The 19,590-nt window shown below is 60.4% G+C and carries 17 protein-coding genes; 16 read left to right on the top strand and 1 reads right to left on the bottom strand.

Features of this window, described 5'->3' with window-relative positions:
• The first annotated feature begins 90 nt into the window (after positions 1 to 90).
• Positions 91 to 879 (top strand): CPBP family intramembrane glutamic endopeptidase, encoded by a 789-nt coding sequence (locus V5F23_RS18700; RefSeq protein WP_042731121.1) that lies wholly within the window; start codon positions 91 to 93, stop codon positions 877 to 879.
• 77 nt (positions 880 to 956) lie between these two features.
• Positions 957 to 2,522: a PAS domain-containing methyl-accepting chemotaxis protein gene (locus V5F23_RS18705; RefSeq protein ID WP_042731120.1), complete on the top strand. Its 1,566-nt coding sequence runs from the start codon at positions 957 to 959 to the stop codon at positions 2,520 to 2,522.
• Between the two features lie 150 nt (positions 2,523 to 2,672).
• Here V5F23_RS18705 and V5F23_RS18710 read toward each other — a convergent pair whose 3' ends face one another.
• Complete coding sequence (locus V5F23_RS18710; RefSeq protein ID WP_047737784.1) at positions 2,673 to 3,365, bottom strand: alpha/beta family hydrolase; 693 nt, start codon at positions 3,363 to 3,365, stop codon at positions 2,673 to 2,675.
• 96 nt (positions 3,366 to 3,461) lie between these two features.
• On the opposite strand from V5F23_RS18710, the gene ccoN (V5F23_RS18715) reads away from it, so the two are divergent.
• The 14 genes from ccoN (V5F23_RS18715) to ccoG all read left to right on the top strand — a co-directional run bounded on the left by ccoN (V5F23_RS18715) (position 3,462) and on the right by ccoG (position 19,586).
• Positions 3,462 to 4,886 (top strand): cytochrome-c oxidase, cbb3-type subunit I, encoded by a 1,425-nt coding sequence (gene ccoN / locus V5F23_RS18715; protein WP_042731118.1) that lies wholly within the window; start codon positions 3,462 to 3,464, stop codon positions 4,884 to 4,886.
• Positions 4,887 to 4,896: 10 nt separating this feature from the next.
• A complete protein-coding gene (ccoO, locus tag V5F23_RS18720; RefSeq protein ID WP_042731117.1) occupies positions 4,897 to 5,505 on the top strand; it encodes a cytochrome-c oxidase, cbb3-type subunit II in 609 nt (202 codons plus the stop codon).
• 5 nt (positions 5,506 to 5,510) lie between these two features.
• Positions 5,511 to 5,714 (top strand): cbb3-type cytochrome c oxidase subunit 3, encoded by a 204-nt coding sequence (locus V5F23_RS18725; RefSeq protein ID WP_042731116.1) that lies wholly within the window; start codon positions 5,511 to 5,513, stop codon positions 5,712 to 5,714.
• Positions 5,711 to 6,664 (top strand): cytochrome-c oxidase, cbb3-type subunit III, encoded by a 954-nt coding sequence (gene ccoP, locus V5F23_RS18730; protein ID WP_042731115.1) that lies wholly within the window; start codon positions 5,711 to 5,713, stop codon positions 6,662 to 6,664. Before V5F23_RS18725 ends, ccoP (V5F23_RS18730) begins: the two co-directional genes overlap by 4 nt.
• Positions 6,665 to 7,144: 480 nt before the next feature.
• On the top strand, positions 7,145 to 8,587 hold the full coding sequence (gene ccoN / locus V5F23_RS18735; RefSeq protein WP_042731114.1) for a cytochrome-c oxidase, cbb3-type subunit I: 1,443 nt from the start codon (positions 7,145 to 7,147) through the stop codon (positions 8,585 to 8,587).
• Positions 8,587 to 9,195: a cytochrome-c oxidase, cbb3-type subunit II gene (ccoO, locus tag V5F23_RS18740; RefSeq protein WP_003199605.1), complete on the top strand. Its 609-nt coding sequence runs from the start codon at positions 8,587 to 8,589 to the stop codon at positions 9,193 to 9,195. The genes ccoN (V5F23_RS18735) and ccoO (V5F23_RS18740) overlap by 1 nt, the downstream gene beginning before the upstream one ends.
• 6 nt (positions 9,196 to 9,201) lie before the next feature.
• Positions 9,202 to 9,387, top strand: a complete 186-nt coding sequence (locus tag V5F23_RS18745; protein ID WP_003183474.1) for a CcoQ/FixQ family Cbb3-type cytochrome c oxidase assembly chaperone — start codon at positions 9,202 to 9,204, stop codon at positions 9,385 to 9,387.
• A complete protein-coding gene (gene ccoP, locus V5F23_RS18750; protein WP_042731113.1) occupies positions 9,384 to 10,367 on the top strand; it encodes a cytochrome-c oxidase, cbb3-type subunit III in 984 nt (327 codons plus the stop codon). The genes V5F23_RS18745 and ccoP (V5F23_RS18750) overlap by 4 nt, the downstream gene beginning before the upstream one ends.
• 150 nt (positions 10,368 to 10,517) lie before the next feature.
• The gene (locus V5F23_RS18755; protein ID WP_042731112.1) at positions 10,518 to 10,772 is read left to right on the top strand and encodes a type II toxin-antitoxin system Phd/YefM family antitoxin; all 255 of its coding nucleotides are present in this window, start codon (positions 10,518 to 10,520) and stop codon (positions 10,770 to 10,772) included.
• Positions 10,773 to 11,183 (top strand): type II toxin-antitoxin system VapC family toxin, encoded by a 411-nt coding sequence (locus tag V5F23_RS18760; RefSeq protein ID WP_212802841.1) that lies wholly within the window; start codon positions 10,773 to 10,775, stop codon positions 11,181 to 11,183. It abuts the gene before it with no gap.
• A gap of 103 nt (positions 11,184 to 11,286) precedes the next feature.
• The gene (locus tag V5F23_RS18765; RefSeq protein ID WP_338496032.1) at positions 11,287 to 15,678 is read left to right on the top strand and encodes an RHS repeat-associated core domain-containing protein; all 4,392 of its coding nucleotides are present in this window, start codon (positions 11,287 to 11,289) and stop codon (positions 15,676 to 15,678) included.
• 6 nt (positions 15,679 to 15,684) lie between these two features.
• On the top strand, positions 15,685 to 16,695 hold the full coding sequence (locus tag V5F23_RS18770) for a hypothetical protein (protein ID WP_042728023.1): 1,011 nt from the start codon (positions 15,685 to 15,687) through the stop codon (positions 16,693 to 16,695).
• A gap of 218 nt (positions 16,696 to 16,913) precedes the next feature.
• Entirely contained in the window at positions 16,914 to 17,912 is a 999-nt protein-coding gene (locus V5F23_RS18775; RefSeq protein WP_212802842.1) for a phosphoesterase, read from the top strand.
• Between the two features lie 258 nt (positions 17,913 to 18,170).
• Positions 18,171 to 19,586: a cytochrome c oxidase accessory protein CcoG gene (gene ccoG, locus V5F23_RS18780; RefSeq protein WP_212802843.1), complete on the top strand. Its 1,416-nt coding sequence runs from the start codon at positions 18,171 to 18,173 to the stop codon at positions 19,584 to 19,586.
• The last annotated feature ends 4 nt before the right edge of the window (positions 19,587 to 19,590 follow it).

Consider the following 19,590-nt stretch of genomic DNA (forward strand, 5'->3'; position numbering starts at 1 on the left):
GACACCCTTTGTGCTCTTTGCGTGACATGGCAGCGTCGTAGACGCGGCGACCACGTTCGCCCAAAGCGCCACCGCCTAAAAGGATGTTATATGCCTGCTCTCCCCTGGCCTTACCTGGCCCTTCTTTCTCTTGGCTATGCCTTGGCCCTGGTCTACGGGCATTTGGCGTGGACGGCCGCCATTACGCTGGTATTGCTACTGTTCGCCGGTTATGCCGTTCGCCAGCAAGCGATGCCGGTCGGCCGGTTTCTCGGGCACGTCCTGTTCCTGGTGATGGCCCTCGCGTTGGCGATGCATTGGATGCCTGGTTTTTTCAATGGCCGGGTGATCCCTCCACAGCGCCTGACTGACGACGCCGCGCGATTCGCGCTGTACTTGAACCAGGACAAACCCCTGATAGGCTTTTGGCTGCTACTGGCCTGCCCGTGGGTCGTCGGCCGGCGCTCGCTGCGCCTGTCGGTCTTCGCCACGGCCCTGGGCCTGGGTCTGAGCGCAGTCCTTGCATTGGGCGGGGCACTGCTGCTGGGCATGATCCACTGGGCGCCGAAATGGCCGGACCAGGCGTGGATCTGGCTGGCCAATAATCTTTTACTGGTGACATTGGTGGAGGAAGCGCTGTTTCGTGGCTACATTCAGGGAGGCCTGAGCCGGCGTTTCAAACATCTGGCCTATGGCGACAACCTGGCCTTGCTCCTGGCCTCGCTGGTATTCGGCCTGGTGCATGCCGGCGCTGGCTGGCAATGGGTGTTGCTGTCGGGCCTGGCGGGGATCGGTTATGGCCTGGCGTACCGTTTCGGTGGCCTGGGCGCGGCAATCGCCACGCATTTTGCCCTCAACCTGCTTCATTTCGCCCTATTTACCTACCCGATGCTGGCGTGATAGCGACAGGCAAAAATAACTTCAACTTAAACCTGACGACGCCGACAACCTTTCAAAGCCTTGCGGATCTACACACCATGCGTAATAACCAACCCATTACACAACGCGAAAGGACCTTCCCGGCCCAGCAACGATTGATTTCCACCACCGACGCCAAAGGTGTGATCACCTACTGCAACGACGCATTCGTCGAAATCAGCGGGTTTTCCAAGGAGGAACTGATTCGTTCACCGCACAACCTGGTACGCCATCCCGACGTTCCTTCCGCCGTGTTCGCCCATATGTGGGGCACGCTGAAACAAGGCTTGCCATGGATGGGCATCGTCAAGAATCGCTGCAAAAGCGGCGACCATTACTGGGTCAACGCCTACGTCACGCCTATATTCGAAGGCAACCAGGTGATCGGCTACGAGTCGGTACGGGTCAAGCCGACCGCCGAGCAGATCACCCGGGCCGAGGCGCTGTATCGCCGCATCAACCAGGGCAAGCCCGCGGTTCCACGCAGCGACAAGTGGCTGCCCATGCTGCAGGACTGGCTGCCGTTCATCCTGGTCAGCCAGTTGAGCTTCGTCGTCGGCGCGTTCCTCAACTCCCACTGGGGCTTCGCCCTCGCGGCGGTGCTGTCGGTGCCGTTGGGCCTGATGGGGCTGCAATGGCAGCAACGCGGGATCAAGCGCCTGCTGCGCCTGGCCGAACAGACCACTTCCGACCCGCTGATCGCCCAGATGTACACCGACAGCCGTGGCGCCCAGGCACGCCTGGAGATGTCGATCCTCAGCCAGGAAGCGCGCCTGAAAACCTGCCTGACCCGCTTGCAGGACACCGCCGAGCACCTCAACGATCAGGCTCGCCAGTCCAACTCCCTGGCCCACGACAGCTCCAGTGGCCTGGAGCGCCAGCGAGTGGAAACCGAGCAGGTGGCCACGGCGGTGAACCAGATGGCGGCGACCACTCAGGAAGTCGCCAGCCATGTACAGCGCACCGCCGATGCGACCCAGGAGGCCAATCGCCTGACCGGTCGCGGCCGCGACATTGCCGGGGAAACCCGCGAGGCCATCGAGCGACTGTCGGTTGTCGTGGGTGAAACGGGCCAGACCGTGACCCAACTGGCCAAGGACAGCGACGAGATCGGCGGCGTGGTAGACGTGATCAAAGGCATCGCCGACCAGACCAACCTGCTGGCCCTGAACGCCGCCATCGAAGCGGCCCGTGCCGGTGAGATGGGCCGCGGTTTTGCCGTGGTGGCCGACGAAGTGCGGCAACTGGCGCAGCGCACCAGCGAATCCACCGGGCAGATCCACGCCCTGATCGCCAAGCTCCAGCAGACCGCCACCAACGCCGTGCAAACCATGGACGCCGGCCATCGCCAGGCCGAAGAGGGTGTGGCGCGGGTCATGGAAGCGGACCAGGCATTGGTGGGCATCAGCGAAGCGGTGGCCAACATCACCGACATGACCACCCAGATCGCCGCAGCGACCGAGGAGCAAAGCTCGGTGGCCGAGGAGATCAGCCGCAACATCAGCAACATCTCGGAACTGGCCGACCAGACTTCGGGGCAGGCTCACAGCTCGGCGCTGCTGAGCGAAGAACTGACCCGCACGGCCAATACCCAGTACTCGCTGGTGGAACGGTTCAACCGCTGACAGGGCTTAGCGGGATAAAAAACCGGGAAGACAGTGCTTCCCGGTTTTTTTTGCCCATTTAAAAGAGTTGCAGCGTTACAAACCTTCGCGTGAAAACTGCCTTCCTCTGTGGGAGCGGGCTTGCCCGCGAAGAGGCCCCGCCAGACACGCTCAACGGCGAAGAAGAAACCCAGCCACCGCCTGCGCCGCCGTCTCCAAATGCTGCCCATGACTGAACCCCGAAGCCTTCAACGGCTTGAGGTCATGATCCCCCGCCTCCAGCCACACCACCTCGATACTGGCTGACAACGCATACCCCGCCACCGCCTCGCGATTGCCCAATGCGTCGCGCTCGCCCTGGATGATCAGCGTTGGGGCCTTCAATTCGGCCAGATGCTCGACCCGCGGCTTCTCCGGTTTGCCCGGCGCATAGAACGGATACCCGAGGCACACCAGCGCGTCGCACCCCAGTTCGTCAGCCAACAGGCTCGCCATCCGCCCGCCCATGGATTTGCCGCCAATCGCCAGTCGACCCGCGACATAAGGCCGCACGGTGGCGTACACCTCGCGCCAGCATTCCAACAATTTCGGTGCCGGGTTGGGGGGGCGCTTGCCGCCGTCCAGGCGTCGTTGGGCCATGTAGGGAAACTCGAAGCGCAACACGTTGACGCCCTGCGCAGCAAGACGTGCGGCCATGTCGTCCATGAAACCGCTGTCCATCGGCGCACCCGCACCATGGGCCAGGATCAGGGTCGGCGGATCGCCGTCGTCCACCGGTTGTGCCGGCGTCCACAGCCAACCGTGTTGGGCCACGCACCGCGCCCATTGATCCCCGTCAATACTGGCCTTGTGCTGTTTGTCCATGCTTGCCTCGCTTTTAGTCTGCCTATAACTCCAGGCGAAGCACGCCGCCCTGCCTTGCGCAGGCGCTCACTTCGGCTGAACCGTGGATGGGGAACCATGAACACTTCTATCAGTACCGCCTACAACTACAAGGTGGTCCGCCAATTCGCCATTATGACGGTGGTGTGGGGCATCGTCGGCATGGGGCTCGGGGTTTTTCTCGCCGCCCAATTGGTCTGGCCACAGCTCAACTTCGATTTGCCCTGGACCAGCTTCGGTCGCCTGCGTCCGCTGCACACCAACGCGGTGATCTTCGCCTTCGGTGGCTGCGCGCTGTTCGCCAGTTCGTTCTATTCGGTGCAGCGCACCTGCCAGACCCAGCTGTTTGCGCCGAAAATCGCCGCTTTCTGCTTCTGGGGCTGGCAACTGGTGATTCTGCTGGCGGCCATCAGCCTGCCGCTGGGCTACACCAGTTCCAAGGAATACGCCGAGCTGGAATGGCCGATCGACATCCTGATCACCATTGTCTGGGTCGCCTACGCCATCGTCTTCTTCGGCACCGTGGCCAAGCGCAACACCAAGCACATCTACGTCGGCAACTGGTTCTTCGGCGGGTTCATCCTGACCGTGGCGATCCTGCACATCGTCAACAACCTGGAACTGCCGGTGAGCTTCACCAAGTCCTACTCGGTGTACGCCGGGGCCACGGACGCGATGGTGCAATGGTGGTACGGGCACAACGCCGTAGGCTTCTTCCTCACGGCCGGGTTCCTGGGGATGATGTACTACTTCGTGCCGAAACAGGCCGAGCGTCCGGTGTATTCCTATCGCCTGTCCATCGTTCACTTCTGGGCGCTGATCACCCTGTACATCTGGGCGGGTCCTCACCACCTGCACTACACCGCGCTGCCGGACTGGGCGCAGTCGCTGGGCATGGTGATGTCGCTGATCCTGCTGGCACCGAGCTGGGGTGGCATGATCAACGGCATGATGACCCTCTCGGGCGCCTGGCATAAGTTGCGCAGCGACCCGATCCTGCGGTTCCTGGTGGTGTCCCTGGCGTTCTACGGCATGTCGACCTTCGAGGGCCCGATGATGGCCATCAAGACCGTCAACGCCCTCTCCCACTACACCGACTGGACCATCGGCCACGTACACGCCGGCGCACTCGGCTGGGTGGCGATGATTTCCATCGGCGCGCTGTATCACATGATCCCGAAAGTCTTCGGCCGGCCACAGATGCACAGCATCGGCCTGATCAACGCGCACTTCTGGCTCGCGACCATCGGCACCGTGCTCTACATCGCCTCGATGTGGGTCAACGGCATCGCCCAGGGCCTGATGTGGCGCGCGGTGAACGAGGACGGCACGCTCACCTACTCCTTCGTCGAGACGCTGGTGGCCAGCCACCCGGGCTTCATCGTACGGCTGGTGGGCGGGGCAGTCTTCCTCACCGGCATGCTGCTGATGGCCTACAACACCTGGCGCACCGTGCGGGCTTACCAGCCTGCCGAAGCCGCCGCTGCCGCGCAGATGGCCTGAGGAGTCCGCCATGAAACACGAAACAATCGAAAAAAACGTCGGCCTGCTGATGCTGCTGATGGTGCTGGCCGTGAGCATCGGCGGCCTGACCCAGATCGTGCCGCTGTTCTTCCAGGACGTGACCAACAAGCCGGTGGATGGCATGAAGCCCTACACCGCCCTGCAACTGGAAGGCCGTGACATCTACATCCGCGAAGGCTGCGTCGGCTGCCATTCGCAGATGATCCGTCCGTTCCGCGCCGAAACCGAGCGCTACGGCCACTACTCGGTCGCCGGTGAAAGCGTCTGGGACCACCCGTTCCTGTGGGGTTCCAAGCGTACCGGCCCGGACCTGGCCCGCGTCGGCGCACGCTACTCCGACGACTGGCACCGTGCGCACCTGTACAACCCGCGCAACGTGGTGCCCGAGTCGAAGATGCCGGCCTACCCATGGCTGGTGACCCAGGCCGTGGACAGCAGCCACACCGAGACCAAGCTGCGGGCCATGCGCACCCTGGGTGTGCCGTACACCGACGATGACATCACAGGCGCCGTGGCCTCGCTCAAGGGCAAGACCGAAATGGACGCCCTGGTGGCCTACCTGCAAGTGCTCGGCACTGCCATCAAGAGCAAGAGGTGAGCCCCATGTTTCTTGAAATGAGCACTGGAATGATCCGCGGCCTGGGCACGATCGTGGTCTTCGTCGCCTTCATCGGCCTGCTCCTGTGGGCGTTCAGCAGCAAGCGCGGCCCGGAATTCGCCCAGGCGCGCCTGCTGCCGTTCGCCGACGAGCCACCCGCCGATACCGCCAATCCCCAAGACCCTGCAACAAGGAGTACCCGGCCATGACCACCTTCTGGAGTACGTGGATCTGCGTACTGACCCTCGGCAGCCTGATCGGCCTGACCTGGCTGCTGATCGGTACCCGCAAGGGCGAGACCAAGGGCAGCGTCGACCAGACCATGGGCCACAGCTTCGACGGCATCGAGGAGTACGACAACCCGCTGCCGCAATGGTGGTTCCTGTTGTTCGCCGGCACCCTGGTGTTTTCCGTCGGCTACCTGGTCCTGTATCCGGGCCTGGGCAACTGGAAAGGCATCCTGCCCGGCTACGAGAATGGCTGGACCGGTGCCCACGAATGGGAAAAGGAAATGGCCAAGGCCGACGCCAAGTTCGGGCCGATCTTCGCCAAGTTCGCCGCGATGCCCGTGGAAGAAGTCGCCAAGGACCCACAAGCCCTGAAAATGGGCGCCCGCCTGTTCGCCTCCAACTGCTCGGTCTGCCACGGCTCGGACGCCAAGGGCGCCTTCGGCTTCCCGAACCTGGCCGACAACAACTGGCGCTGGGGCGGCGCGGCCGACACCATCAAGACCACCATCATGGGTGGCCGCATGGCGGCGATGCCGGCCTGGGGCGAGGTGCTTGGGGACGCCGGGGTCAAGAACGTCGCGGCGTACGTGCGCCATGACCTGGCCGGCCTGCCGTTGCCAGCGGACAGCGGCGCCGACCTGCAAGCCGGCCAGCAGGCCTTCAACACCACCTGCGTCGCCTGCCACGGCGCCAACGGCCAGGGCACCGAAGCCATGGGCGCGCCTAACCTGACGCAACCGGCCGGTTTCATCTACGGCACCAGCCTGGCCCAGTTGCAACAGACCATTCGCCATGGTCGCCAGGGCCATATGCCGGCGCAGAATGAAATGCTCGGCAATGACAAGGTGCAACTGCTTGCCGCCTACGTCTACAGCCTCTCCCACAACGCTGGCGCCGAACGCCTGCAAGCTGAACGCAAAAGCGAATAAATCCTGACCACATGAACAGCCGCATCCATTGGATGCGGCTGTTCCATGCCTGCACGCGACGCATTGTCGCACCCTCCCAAGGTCTTTCTTTCGGTTCCTGCGAATCGGGTCTAAGCTTGCCTCTGCGTGCATTGGCGACTGCCTGTTTCAGGTCGACCCGACCCGATGTGTCCGACAATCGTTCGACAAGAAAAGCCGCAAAGGCAGGGAATACCGGCTGTTGCGACAATTGCCCGGCATCCCTCGAACGCAGCGTTTGAACACACCCCGTTACAACCGACCTGAACCCCTCGCCGCTTTCCTTTGTCGCGACATTTTTCCGTGGGCCGATTTTGTCCCTACACGGAACATGGAAAGGCCGCAGAATCAGCGTCGGAAAGCATTGACCCAGGTCATGGCGCGTTGCAATGACCCCCCGCTTTCTCCATACTTGCGACCGATTTTTATCCTAATAAAACACCCAAACCGTGGAACCTTAGAATGAGCACAGCAATCAGTCCGACTGCTTATAACTATAAGGTAGTCCGCCAGTTCGCCATCATGACGGTGGTCTGGGGGATCCTTGGCATGGGGCTCGGTGTCTTCATCGCCTCGCAACTGGTCTGGCCGGAGTTGAACTTCGATCTGCCATGGACGACATTTGGACGCCTGCGCCCGCTGCACACCAACCTGGTGATCTTCGCCTTCGGTGGATGTGCGTTGTTTGCCACTTCTTACTACGTCGTGCAGCGAACCTGCCAAACGCGACTGATCTCCGACAGCCTCGCCGCCTTCACCTTCTGGGGTTGGCAAGCGGTCATCGTCGGCGCGATCGTGACCTTGCCAATGGGTTTCACCACCACCAAGGAATACGCGGAACTGGAATGGCCCCTGGCTATTCTGCTGGCCATTGTCTGGGTGACCTACGGTCTGGTGTTCTTCGGCACCATCGTCAAGCGCAAGACCAAGCACATCTATGTCGGTAACTGGTTCTACGGTGCCTTCATCGTCGTGACGGCCATGCTGCACATCGTCAACCACATGTCGTTGCCGGTCAGCCTGTTCAAGTCGTACTCGGCCTACTCGGGCGCGACCGACGCGATGATCCAGTGGTGGTACGGCCACAACGCCGTGGGCTTCTTCCTGACCACCGGCTTTTTGGGGATGATGTACTACTTCGTGCCGAAACAGGCCGAGCGTCCGATCTATTCCTATCGCCTGTCCATCGTCCACTTCTGGGCGCTGATCACCCTGTACATCTGGGCCGGTCCGCACCACCTGCACTACACCGCGCTGCCGGACTGGGCGCAGTCCCTGGGCATGGCGATGTCGATCATCCTGCTGGCACCCAGCTGGGGCGGCATGATCAACGGCATGATGACCCTGTCGGGCGCCTGGCATAAATTGCGCACCGACCCGATCCTGCGGTTCCTGGTGGTGTCCCTGGCGTTCTACGGCATGTCGACCTTCGAAGGCCCGATGATGGCCATCAAGACCGTCAACTCCCTGTCCCACTACACCGACTGGACCATCGGCCACGTACACGCCGGTGCGCTCGGCTGGGTGGCGATGATTTCCATTGGCGCCATCTACCACATGATCCCGAAACTGTTCGGTCGCGCGCAGATGCACAGCACCGGCCTGATCAACGCGCACTTCTGGCTCGCCACCATCGGTACCGTGCTCTACATCGCCTCGATGTGGGTCAACGGCATCACCCAGGGCCTGATGTGGCGTGCGATCAACGACGACGGCACTCTGACCTACTCGTTCGTCGAAGCGCTGCAGGCCAGCCATCCTGGCTACATCGTGCGTGCCCTGGGCGGCGCGTTCTTCGCCAGCGGCATGCTGTTGATGGCCTACAACGTGTACCGCACCGTTCGTGCCTCTGACCCGGCTGAAGCTGAAGCCGCCGCCAAGATCGCCGTAGTTGGAGCTCACTGATGAAGCACGAAGCAGTAGAGAAGAATATCGGCCTGCTGGCCTTCTTCATGGTCATCGCCGTGAGCATCGGCGGCCTGACCCAGATCGTTCCGCTGTTCTTCCAGGACGTCACCAACAAGCCGGTCGAAGGCATGAAGCCGCGCACCGCCCTTGAACTGGAAGGCCGCGACATCTACATCGCCAACGGCTGTGTCGGCTGCCACTCGCAGATGATCCGTCCGTTCCGCGCCGAAACCGAACGCTACGGCCACTACTCGGTCGCCGGCGAAAGCGTCTGGGATCACCCGTTCCTGTGGGGTTCCAAGCGTACCGGTCCGGATCTGGCCCGCGTTGGCGGCCGCTACTCCGACGACTGGCACCGTGCGCACTTGTACAACCCGCGCAACGTCGTGCCGGAATCGAAGATGCCGGCCTACCCGTTCCTCGTAGAAAACAAGCTCGACGGCAAAGACACCGCGAAAAAAATGGAAGTCCTGCGCACCCTGGGCGTGCCTTACACCGACGAAGACATCGCCGGTGCCAAGGATGCCGTCAAGGGCAAGACTGAAATGGACGCGCTGGTGGCCTATCTGCAAGGCCTGGGCACCATCATCAAAAGCAAACGGTGATTCTTAATGGATATCGGGATGATTCGCGGCCTGGGCACCGTCGTCGTGATGGTGGCTTTTATCGGCCTGGCCCTGTGGGTGTTCAGCCCCAAGCGCAAGTCGGAGTTTGACGACGCGACCTTGCTGCCGTTCGCGGATGATCCCGAAGCCATCAAGCACGTCGAGCAAGCTTCTAGGAGTAACAAAGAATGACTACGTTCTGGAGTCTGTACGTCACAGTCCTCAGCCTGGGAACGATCTTCTCCCTGACCTGGCTGCTGCTGTCGACCCGCAAGGGCCAGCGCAGCGAAGCCACCGAAGAGACGGTCGGCCACTCCTTCGACGGGATCGAGGAGTACGACAACCCACTGCCCAAATGGTGGTTCATGCTGTTCGTGGGCACCATCGTGTTCGCCCTCGGCTACCTGGTGCTCTACCCGGGCCTGGGCAACTGGAAAGGCCTGCTGCCAGGCTATAACTACCTGGACACCGAGAAACAGACCGCTTTCGCCAACGGCCAGACCGGCTGGACGGGCGTTCACGAGTGGGAAAAGGAAATGGCTCGTTCGGATGCCAAGTTCGGTCCGATCTTCGCCAAGTTCGCGTCCATGCCGATCGAAGAAGTCGCCAAGGACCCGCAAGCCTTGAAGATGGGTGGCCGCCTGTTCGCCTCCAACTGCTCGGTCTGCCACGGTTCCGACGCCAAGGGTGCCTACGGCTTCCCCAACCTGACCGACGCTGACTGGCGCTGGGGCGGTGAGCCGGAAACCATCAAGACCACCATCATGGGCGGTCGTCACGCCGTCATGCCGGGCTGGGCTGCCGTGGTCGGTGAACAAGGGGTTGCCGACGTGGCCGCCTACCTGGTCACCAGCCTGCACGGTCGCAAACTGCCGGAAGGCGCCAAGGCCGACCCGGCCAACGGCCAGAAGCTGTTCGCGGCCAACTGCGTGGCGTGCCACGGTCCGGCCGGCAAAGGCACGCCGGCCATGGGCGCCCCTGACCTGACCCACCCTGGCGCGTTCATCTACGGTTCGAGCTTCGCGCAACTGCAACAGACCATCCGCTACGGTCGCCAGGGCCAGATGCCTGCCCAGGCCGACCTGCAAGGCAACGACAAGGTCCACTTGCTGGCCGCCTATGTCTACAGCCTGTCCCACGGCGAAAAGGCTCCAGCCGCTGACGCCCAGTAAGGCTTTCGCCTGAAACACCAAAAGGCCCCGTCAATGCACATTGACGGGGCCTTTTCGTTCTCGGTGTCGCGAAACCTGTCCTGCTGCGCTTGTCGGCCATCGGCGCAAGTAGTAACGTGCCTACATTCAAGCTCAATGAGGGGCACCGCCATGTCCATCACCACACTCTCCAGCCGTGAATTCAACCACGACACAAGTGGTGCCAAAAAAGCCACCCGCGACGGGCCGGTTATCATCACCGACCGTGGCAAGCCGGCCCACGTGCTGCTAAGCATTGAGGAGTACCAGAAACTGACCGGCGTCAACGCCAGCATTGTCGAGTTGCTGGTCATGCCCGATGCGCCGGATATCGATTTCGAGACCGAGCGTGCCGTCATCACTCCCCGCTCGGTAGACCTGTCCTGAATGTTCTTACTCGATACCCACGTCATTTCGGAACTGCGCAAACCTCAAGCAAATAGAAACGTCCAAGCCTGGGCGCGCAGCGTTCCTGCCCCCAGCCTGTACGTCTCGGCGATTACCGTACTGGAACTGGAAACCGGCGTATCGCGCTTCGAACGCAAAGACCCCGCTCAAGGCAGCCGCTTGCGTGAATGGCTGGATAACCATGTGATGCCTGCGTTTGCAGGTAGAGTCCTGACGATCGATCGCGCCGTCGCGCTGCGCTGCGCCCGGCTGCATGTACCGGACCGCTGCAATGAATGCGACGCGCTGATCGCCGCAACCGCGCTGGTCCACGGGCTGACCGTGGTCACCCGCAACGTGAACGATTTCCAGGGCAGCGGCGTGGCGTTGCTCAATCCGTGGTCAAGCTGAAATAACGTTACAACGGATCCTCAACTCATCGCCAAGGAGACAGGCGTAGTGATAGGTATAGACCCCTTCAAGCAAATGGCCGTCAAACATCCTGGGCTCCGGCATGTCTGACGCACTTTGGGCTGCCCGCCTGGGCGATGCGCTGGAACACACCTCGATGATGGCCGACATCCTCGGTGGTGTGCTCGAAGTAGCCGCGAACATCGCCATCACGGCCCTGGCCACCGCCGCCGTGGTGGCCGCCACGGGCATCACCGTGGCCACCGGTGGGCTCGGTTGCTTCCTGCTTGGCGCGGTGGTCGGTGCAGTGGTCGGCATCGCCATGAGCAAAACCGGGGCCGACAAAGGCTTGAGCCATTTATGCGAGGGCATTGGCAACGCGCTCTTTCCGCCCACGGTGCAGGCCAATATCCTCACCGGCTCCACCGACACCCTGACCAACAACATTCCAGCGGCCCGCGCCGCCGGGGCCATCGAGTCCCATGTCGCGCCCGCCGGCACCGAACTCGAGGAGCCGCAGCCCGAGCCCAGCTACCTGGACATGGCCGAGAGCTTCTTCTCGCAGATGTGGCGCCCCACCGTCGCCACGCCCGCGCCCGGCGCCGTACCCAAACCGCTGGACATGATCACCTGCCTGAAGCATCCGCCAATGCCGCCACAGTTTTTGGCCGAAGGCTCGGACAAGGTCACCATCAATGGCCAGCCCGCCGTGCGCAGCGGTGACCGCAGCACTTGCGACGCCAAGGTTGTGTCATCGGGGCTGATTTCCCCTGACGTGACCATCGGCGGCGGTACCGTGGTGGTGCGCGAGATCCGCAGCGGCAAGACCCCGGGCGTGGGGCTGGCGGTCACGGCGCTGCTGATGCTCAAGGGCGGCAAGGGCAAGTTTTTCAGCAAGCTGCCGTGCATGCTGGCCGGTGCAGCGGCGTCGATGGCGGTTAGCAGCGCAATGGGCGCGGCAGCCAACGCGGCCATGGGTACGTCGAATCCGGTGCACGCCGCCACCGGGGCCAAGGTACTGGGGCGCGATGAAGAGCTGGACTTCGTATTGCCCGGCATCCTGGCGATCGACTGGCAACGTTTCTACAACAGCCGCGACGAGCGCCGTGATACGTTGTTCGGCGCCGGTTGGAGTGTGGCCTATGAAGTCTGCGTGGAGATCCTCCCGCACCCGGACGGCGGCGAAACCCTGATCTACACCGACGAACAGGCCCGCCCTATCGACATGGGCGCGATCCCCTCGGGCGGCGCGGTGTTCAGCGCCGGCGAAGGCCTCGCCGTGCGCCGGCACGTCAACGGCCAGTTGTTGATCGAAAGCGACGACGGCCTGTACCGCCTGTTCGAGCCGACCCCGGGCCGGGCCGCGCTTCTGCGCCTGAGCCAACTGGGCGACCGCAACGACAACCGCATCCACCTCGACTATGACGACACCGGGCGCCTGGTGCGACTGCGCGACACCTTCGACCTGGTGCAGGTCGAACTGATCCGCGAAGGCGAGCGTGTCACCTGCATCGAGCGCCTCTACCCCGACCAGTCGCGGGACATGCTGGTCAGCTACGCCTACGACGCGGCGAACAACCTCGCCGAAGTACGCGACGCCACCGGCCAGGTGCAACGGCGCTTCCGCTACGACGCCGGGCGGCGGATGGTGGAGCACCAACTGCCCACCGGCCTGCGCTGCTTCTACGAATGGGCGCTGATCGAGAACCAGGAATGGCGCGTAATCCGGCATTGGACCGACGAAGGCGACACCTATCAGTTCGACTATGACCTGGCGGCCGGTACCACGCGCATCACCGACAGCTTGCAACGCACCAGCACCCGCCACTGGAACAGCCAGCACCAGATCATCTGCTCATCCGACAACCTCGGCCAGACCTGGCTGTTCGAGTGGAACGACGAACGCCAGTTACTCAGCGCCACCGACCCGCAGGGCGGCGGCTATGCCTTCAGCTACGACGAAGCCGGCAACCTGGTCAGCGAAACCGACCCCTTGGGCCGCAGCGATTCCACTCTGTGGCTCGAACACTGGGCCTTGCCGCTGGTGGACACCGACGCCGCCGGCAACGGCTGGCAGTATCGTTACGACTCGCGGGGCAACTGCATCGCCGAGACCGACCCGTTGGGCCACGTCACCCGCTACCGCTACGACGCCCACGGCCAGGTCATCGAGATCATCGACGCCACCGGCAAGCGTAAGAAGCTGCGTTGGAACCCGTTCGGGCAACTCGTCGAGCACATCGATTGCTCAGGCTACCCGACGCGCTTCAGCTACGACTCGCGCGGCTATCTGCAAACCATCACCGATGCCCTCGGCGAACGCACCCAGTTCAGCTATGACGCTCAGGGCCGCCTGCTCAGCAGCCAGTTGCCGGACGGGCGCACCGAGCAGTACCAGCGCGACGCCGCCGGCCAGCTCACCGGCTACACCGACCCGGCCGGACACACCACGTTCTACCAACACAACCGCCGCGGCCAAGTGCGCCAACGCACCGATGCCCAGGGCCGACAGGTGCAGTTTGCGTACGACAGCTATGGACGATTGCAGGCCCTGGTCAATGAGAATGGGGAAAGCTATCGGTTTGCCTGGGATGCCGGGGATCGGCTGGCTGAACAGCGCAATCTCGATGGCAGCGTCAAACGTTACACCTACGACGCTCTTGACCACGTAACAAGAGTCGAGACCGTCGCAGCGCTGCGAAATGATCATCAACCCCTCGAAGAACCCATCGTCCAGCATTTGGAACGCGATGCGGTAGGCCGACTAATCACTCGACTCACGCCTGACGGACAGTCTCGGTACAGCTATAGCCCGCTAAACCAATTGATCGAAGCCGTCACTGCCAATAAAGATGGCGATGAACAGCGATTGGGCTTCGCTTATGACGCGTTGGGATATTTGATTGAAGAACAGAGTTCGACAGGGCTTTTGCAGCACCATTACGACGAACTCGGCAATCTCATCCGGACCCGACTCCCTGACGGTCGCTGGATTAACCGCCTCTACTACGGCAGTGGCCACCTGCATCAGATCAATCTTGACGGTCAAGTCATCAGCGATTTCGAACGTGACCGGCTGCATCGTGAGGTGATGCGCACGCAAGGCCAAATCCACACGCGTAGCGACTACGACCGTAGCGGACGCCTACGCAGTCGCCAACGCCGCCTCGCAAGCCCTTCTTCGCCGATGGCCAATGCCGAACAGATCCATTTTGAATTCGACCCCAGCGATCATCTTGTAGGACGCCTCGAACGAATGCCACAAGGTCAGCAACGTCAACTGCTGCACTACGACGCGACGGGACGAATCATGGCGAGCCAGGGAAGCCGCCAAGGACAGAATGAAACGTTCTCCTTCGATGCGGCTGCCAATCTCCTCGACGGCTCCCGGGGCGCAGCCGGACGGGTTATGCACAACCAATTGCTGACTTATCAGGATAAGCGTTATCGATACGACGGCTTCGGACGAATAATAGAAAAACGCAGCCAACGGCACGGGTTGCAACGATTCAGATATGACTCGGATCATCGTCTGATTGAGGTTCGAACGCAGAAAGTGGAGGGAGAAAGCGTCGTCAGGATGCGCTATGACCCCTTGGGCCGAAGGATTGGGAAAACTGAACATGACAGCAAAGGTCAACTCATCGCTTCCACGCGCTTCGACTGGGATGGTCTGCAATTACTAAAAGAGCAAAAAAGTGGCCTGACCAGCCTGTACCTCTACGCTGATAACGGTCACGAGCCCTTGGCAAGGGTCGATGGCATCGAAGAGAATCAACGCATTCGCCATTACCACAACGATCCCAATGGCCAGCCATACGCCTTGACGGAAAATGACGGGCATCCGCTGTGGCATGCCCGCTATCAAGTATGGGGCAACACTTTTGAGGAGGTGCGTGAACCGTATTACGTCGAAGAACAGAACCTTCGATTCCAAGGGCAATATCTGGATCGGGAAACTGGCCTGCACTACAACACCTTTCGCTTTTACGACCCCGACATCGGACGCTTTACTACGCCCGACCCTCTGGGCCTGACCGGTAGCCTTAATCTCTATCGCTACTCACCGAATCCGTTTACCTGGATCGACCCATTGGGGTTGAAAGAAAACGAGATTATCCGCTACATGGGCGAAAGCGAAACGGTTTCCTCAAAGGCCGCCAATGGCGGTAAAGGGGGCTTGGTACCGAATATCCGGGGAGAGAAGGCGGTTTGGGTCAATCAAGACAGCAACCCAGGATTCAACCCAGGCAATGAAAAATATCGAGTCGTCGCTACCGTCAACAATGAAGGGGTCAGCATGCTCAATAACCACAAAGATATCTCTACTGTTGACTATAAGGAGACCGGGTTGAAAGATGGCGTGCTTTCCAAAACGAATGAACCCAAGGCCAGAGGAATCGGTTTCCGGTTGTTGGATAAATTCAATAAAACCATCACGTCATTTCGTGTCGAGAAAAAAGGCCCGAATGGAAAGTGGAAGACATGTGGGTAAGGCTAAATGGACATATTCAACCTCCTCTCCTATAAGCTTGAAAATTTCCTGAACGCCCGCCCCTACCCTAAGGCGCTGGGCGCCATTTTCTATGAAGAAGACGAGCCCTCATTACTCCGAGTCGTGGCCAGGAAACGCAACGGCTCAGCCTTCAGCGTGAGCCGTTGGCACGATTTGTTTTCAGTAAGCGCTTTCGAAAAATCCATGGCGAAAATCGGTTTCACGGAATTGGATTGCTATGCCCTGCTTCTGGTTCTCTCACGCCTTGGTTACCTACTTGAGATCGACAACCGCCAACGAACCAACAAGGACTATTTTATTTTCTTCTACTTGATCCAGTTGATCAGCTTGAAGAACAGCACGATCGATTCCAATGCGCAACTCAGAAACCACATGTTCAGGTTCCTGCTCTTCGAGTTGAGCATCGACGACGAGGTGTATCGTCGGTTCAGCATCGAGGGTCATCAATTGATGATGACGACCGATGCCTTGGGGCCTGTGCCTTTTCTGGAGATCATCGACCTGGTCTACAGAACGATCAAGGCGGATGCCAGGAAAGAGCATGAGCTGTTGAGCCATTTGAAAAACTATCAGACAGCCGTTATCCGGTTACTGACCGAACCTGACGCAGACACTTATCGCTTCAAGCTCAATGACCGTCACAGCGAGCTCATGTATCCCGACCTTTTCCTGAACACTTATGCTCAGGACAGGCAGCGGGTACTCAACGCGTTGATTGATACAATCAACCCGCTCCAATCAACGGAAAACCTGTTCGTCTCGAACATGATTCTGATGAACTACTCCTTTCACATCCTGAAAAACCGACCCCGTGAACTCCTGAAACTGAAGAAATACGTCAATGATGAGGTGCTGTTTGGTAAGCTGCTGGAGGCCATCATCCTACGTCGCATGAGCGTCACCAAAGCGCTGTTCGAAAAAATCCCCACGGGTCATGACCTGTCTTTGCTAAATGACGACCCCGCTTCGTTCTACAACATCCTGTACAGGCAGTAAAATTGCGGCGAATTTAGCCAGGGCAGGCTGTACTTCCCCAAGCGAAGCATCTTCGTGGCTCAGCGAAGATCTTCCGGATGTACGCCACCGAAATTGTCCTGTTATCTCACTGACACAAACACTATCAATGCCACCGCCCTCCACTCTGGCACGCGTAAGTTCATCTCGCTAAAGTCGCCCCTGGAACAAATATCCATTATTCATAGAAAAGGATTTCCATGAAAAAACTGACTGACTTGAAACTTCTATCCGCTTTGTTAGTGCTCTACGGCGTGCCGGCCGCTCATTCATTGGCGGCGGATGTAGCACCCAGTGCTATCGTATTTGCCGCCAGCCCGAAGTACCCCTCCAGCGAAAAATCCGAAAACGGTGAGGCCGAATCGGCCAGCGATACGGCGTCCCGCTCCCGCTGGCTGATCGACGCGCAGTACACCAGCATCGCCGAGTTCCGTGCGCAATCAGGAGGACCCGCCGCGGTGCCTGTCATGATCAACGGCAACTTGACCCGGTCAGGTCAGGCCAGCGAGCGTTCTTATATCAAGACGGTTTTGCAGAACAAACTGAACAATATCTACGACTACGGCCTGGGCAATCATGACTACGACTTCAATGTCGAAAGTTGCGCCAGTTGTGCGGCCGGAAGTGTCGACGACTTCAAAGAACGCTACTGGGGAAAAACCCGGAACATGGACTTGTCGGCCAGGGCTTCAGGCCTGACGAAAACCTGGTATGGGAGCCTGGCCTATGCCAGGGATTTTGGCGATGTGCACCTGGTTCAATTGCATAACCAACCCACGTATTCGGTGAATTTTTCCACCCACGCCGTGTTCAATACCACCGCCTACGAAATTACCGCGTCCCTCGATTGGCTGGAGCGCGACCTGCAACAGGCGCGCTCTCAGGGAAAAATCATTCTGTTGAGCCTGAACCAGCCGTTCCGCTGGCCAGTCCCGGTGGCTGAGATCACCCGTTTCAAGCAATTGATCGAGGATCATGGCGTGACCGCTGTATTTTCCGTCGATGGGAACAACAAGCCCGGGGCCCATCTGCCCAACTACACCTACGGCGACGTGCCTTTGTTCACCAGCGGCTCGGCTGTCCGGAAAACCTGGCTGCATGCCAAGCTCTCCGACGACAGGAAACACCTGACCGTGCACATCATTGCCGACAACGACTGGCGCAATCCTGTCGCCAGTCACACCGTTGAGGTCCGGTAGCCTTTCAAGCGGCGTCAAAGGGGGTTCCCATTGGCGCCGTCCGCCGCGGCTGGACGGCTATACTCGACAAGTCAATTGATCTGGATCATGACTTGTTACATCCGCTACACCATTCGACCCTTGCGCCCAACGCGACCAAAGGTCGCACCCTTGAGCTAGAGCGACAGGCGTATCATTGCGCCACTGCAACACCCCTTTGTGACCGTGGTCGGCACGTACTGGCCTTGGCACTTTTCCACTGCCGTGGGATGCATTTTGATGAGTAATCAGATTCCGGTACATGACGTCACCCCGCCTGCCAAGGACGCGAACAAAAGCGTCGACCTGTACGCCTCTCGGGAAAAAATTTACACCCGTGCCTTCACCGGCCTGTTCCGCAACCTGCGGATGGTGGGTGGAGCGGTCCTGTTCCTGCTGTACTTCGGTACGGTCTGGTTGAACTGGGGCGGCCACCAGGCCGTCTGGTGGAACTTGCCTGAACGCAAATTCTTTATTTTTGGCGCGACCTTCTGGCCCCAGGACTTCATCCTGCTGTCCGGGCTGCTGATCATTGCCGCCTTCGGGCTGTTTTTCATCACCGTCTATGCCGGACGAGTCTGGTGCGGCTATACCTGTCCGCAAAGCGTGTGGACCTGGATCTTCATGTGGTGCGAGAAGGTCACCGAGGGTGACCGCAACCAACGTATCAAGCTCGATAAGGCGCCCATGGGGGCCAACAAGTTCCTGCGCAAGTTCGCCAAGCACAGCCTCTGGCTGCTGATCGGCTTCGTCACCGGCATGACCTTCGTCGGTTACTTCACACCGATCCGCGAGCTGGTGTTCGAGTTTTTCACCGGCCAGGCCGACGGCTGGTCGTACTTCTGGGTCGGTTTCTTCACCCTCGCCACCTACGGCAACGCCGGCTGGCTGCGCGAACAAGTGTGTATCTACATGTGTCCTTACGCTCGTTTCCAGAGCGTGATGTTCGACAAGGACACCCTGATCGTTTCCTACGACCCGCGTCGCGGCGAAAGCCGTGGCCCGCGCAAGAAAGGCGTCGACTACAAGGCCCTGGGCCTGGGCGATTGCATCGACTGCACCATGTGCGTCCAGGTCTGCCCGACCGGGATCGACATCCGCGACGGCCTGCAGATCGAGTGCATCGGCTGCGCGGCCTGCATCGACGCCTGCGACAACATCATGGACAAGATGGATTACCCCCGCGGCCTGATCAGCTACACCACCGAACACAACCTGTCCGGGCAAAAAACCCATAAACTGCGTCCGCGCCTGATCGGCTACGCCCTGGTGCTGCTGGCCATGATCAGCTTGCTGGTGGCGGCGTTCTTCATGCGCTCGCTGGTGGGGTTCGACGTCAGCAAGGACCGCGTGCTGTACCGCGAAAACGCCGAGGGGCGGATCGAGAACGTCTACAGCCTGAAGATCATGAACAAGGACCAGCGCGACCACACCTACATCCTGGAAGCTGCCGGCCTGCCCGACCTGAAGCTGCAAGGCCGGAGGGAAATCAAGGTCGCGGCCGGCGAGATCTTCAGCCAGCCGGTCGAATTGTCCAGCGCACCGGAGCAATTGCCATCGAGCACCAACGAGGTGACCTTCATCCTCAAGGGTGCCGATGACGAAAGCGTTCACGTTGAAGCCAAGAGCCGATTCATCGGCCCACAAACTCGTTGAGAGA

Source organism: Pseudomonas sp. WP18 (assembly GCF_036689585.1).
Lineage (GTDB): Bacteria > Pseudomonadota > Gammaproteobacteria > Pseudomonadales > Pseudomonadaceae > Aquipseudomonas > Aquipseudomonas chlororaphis_E.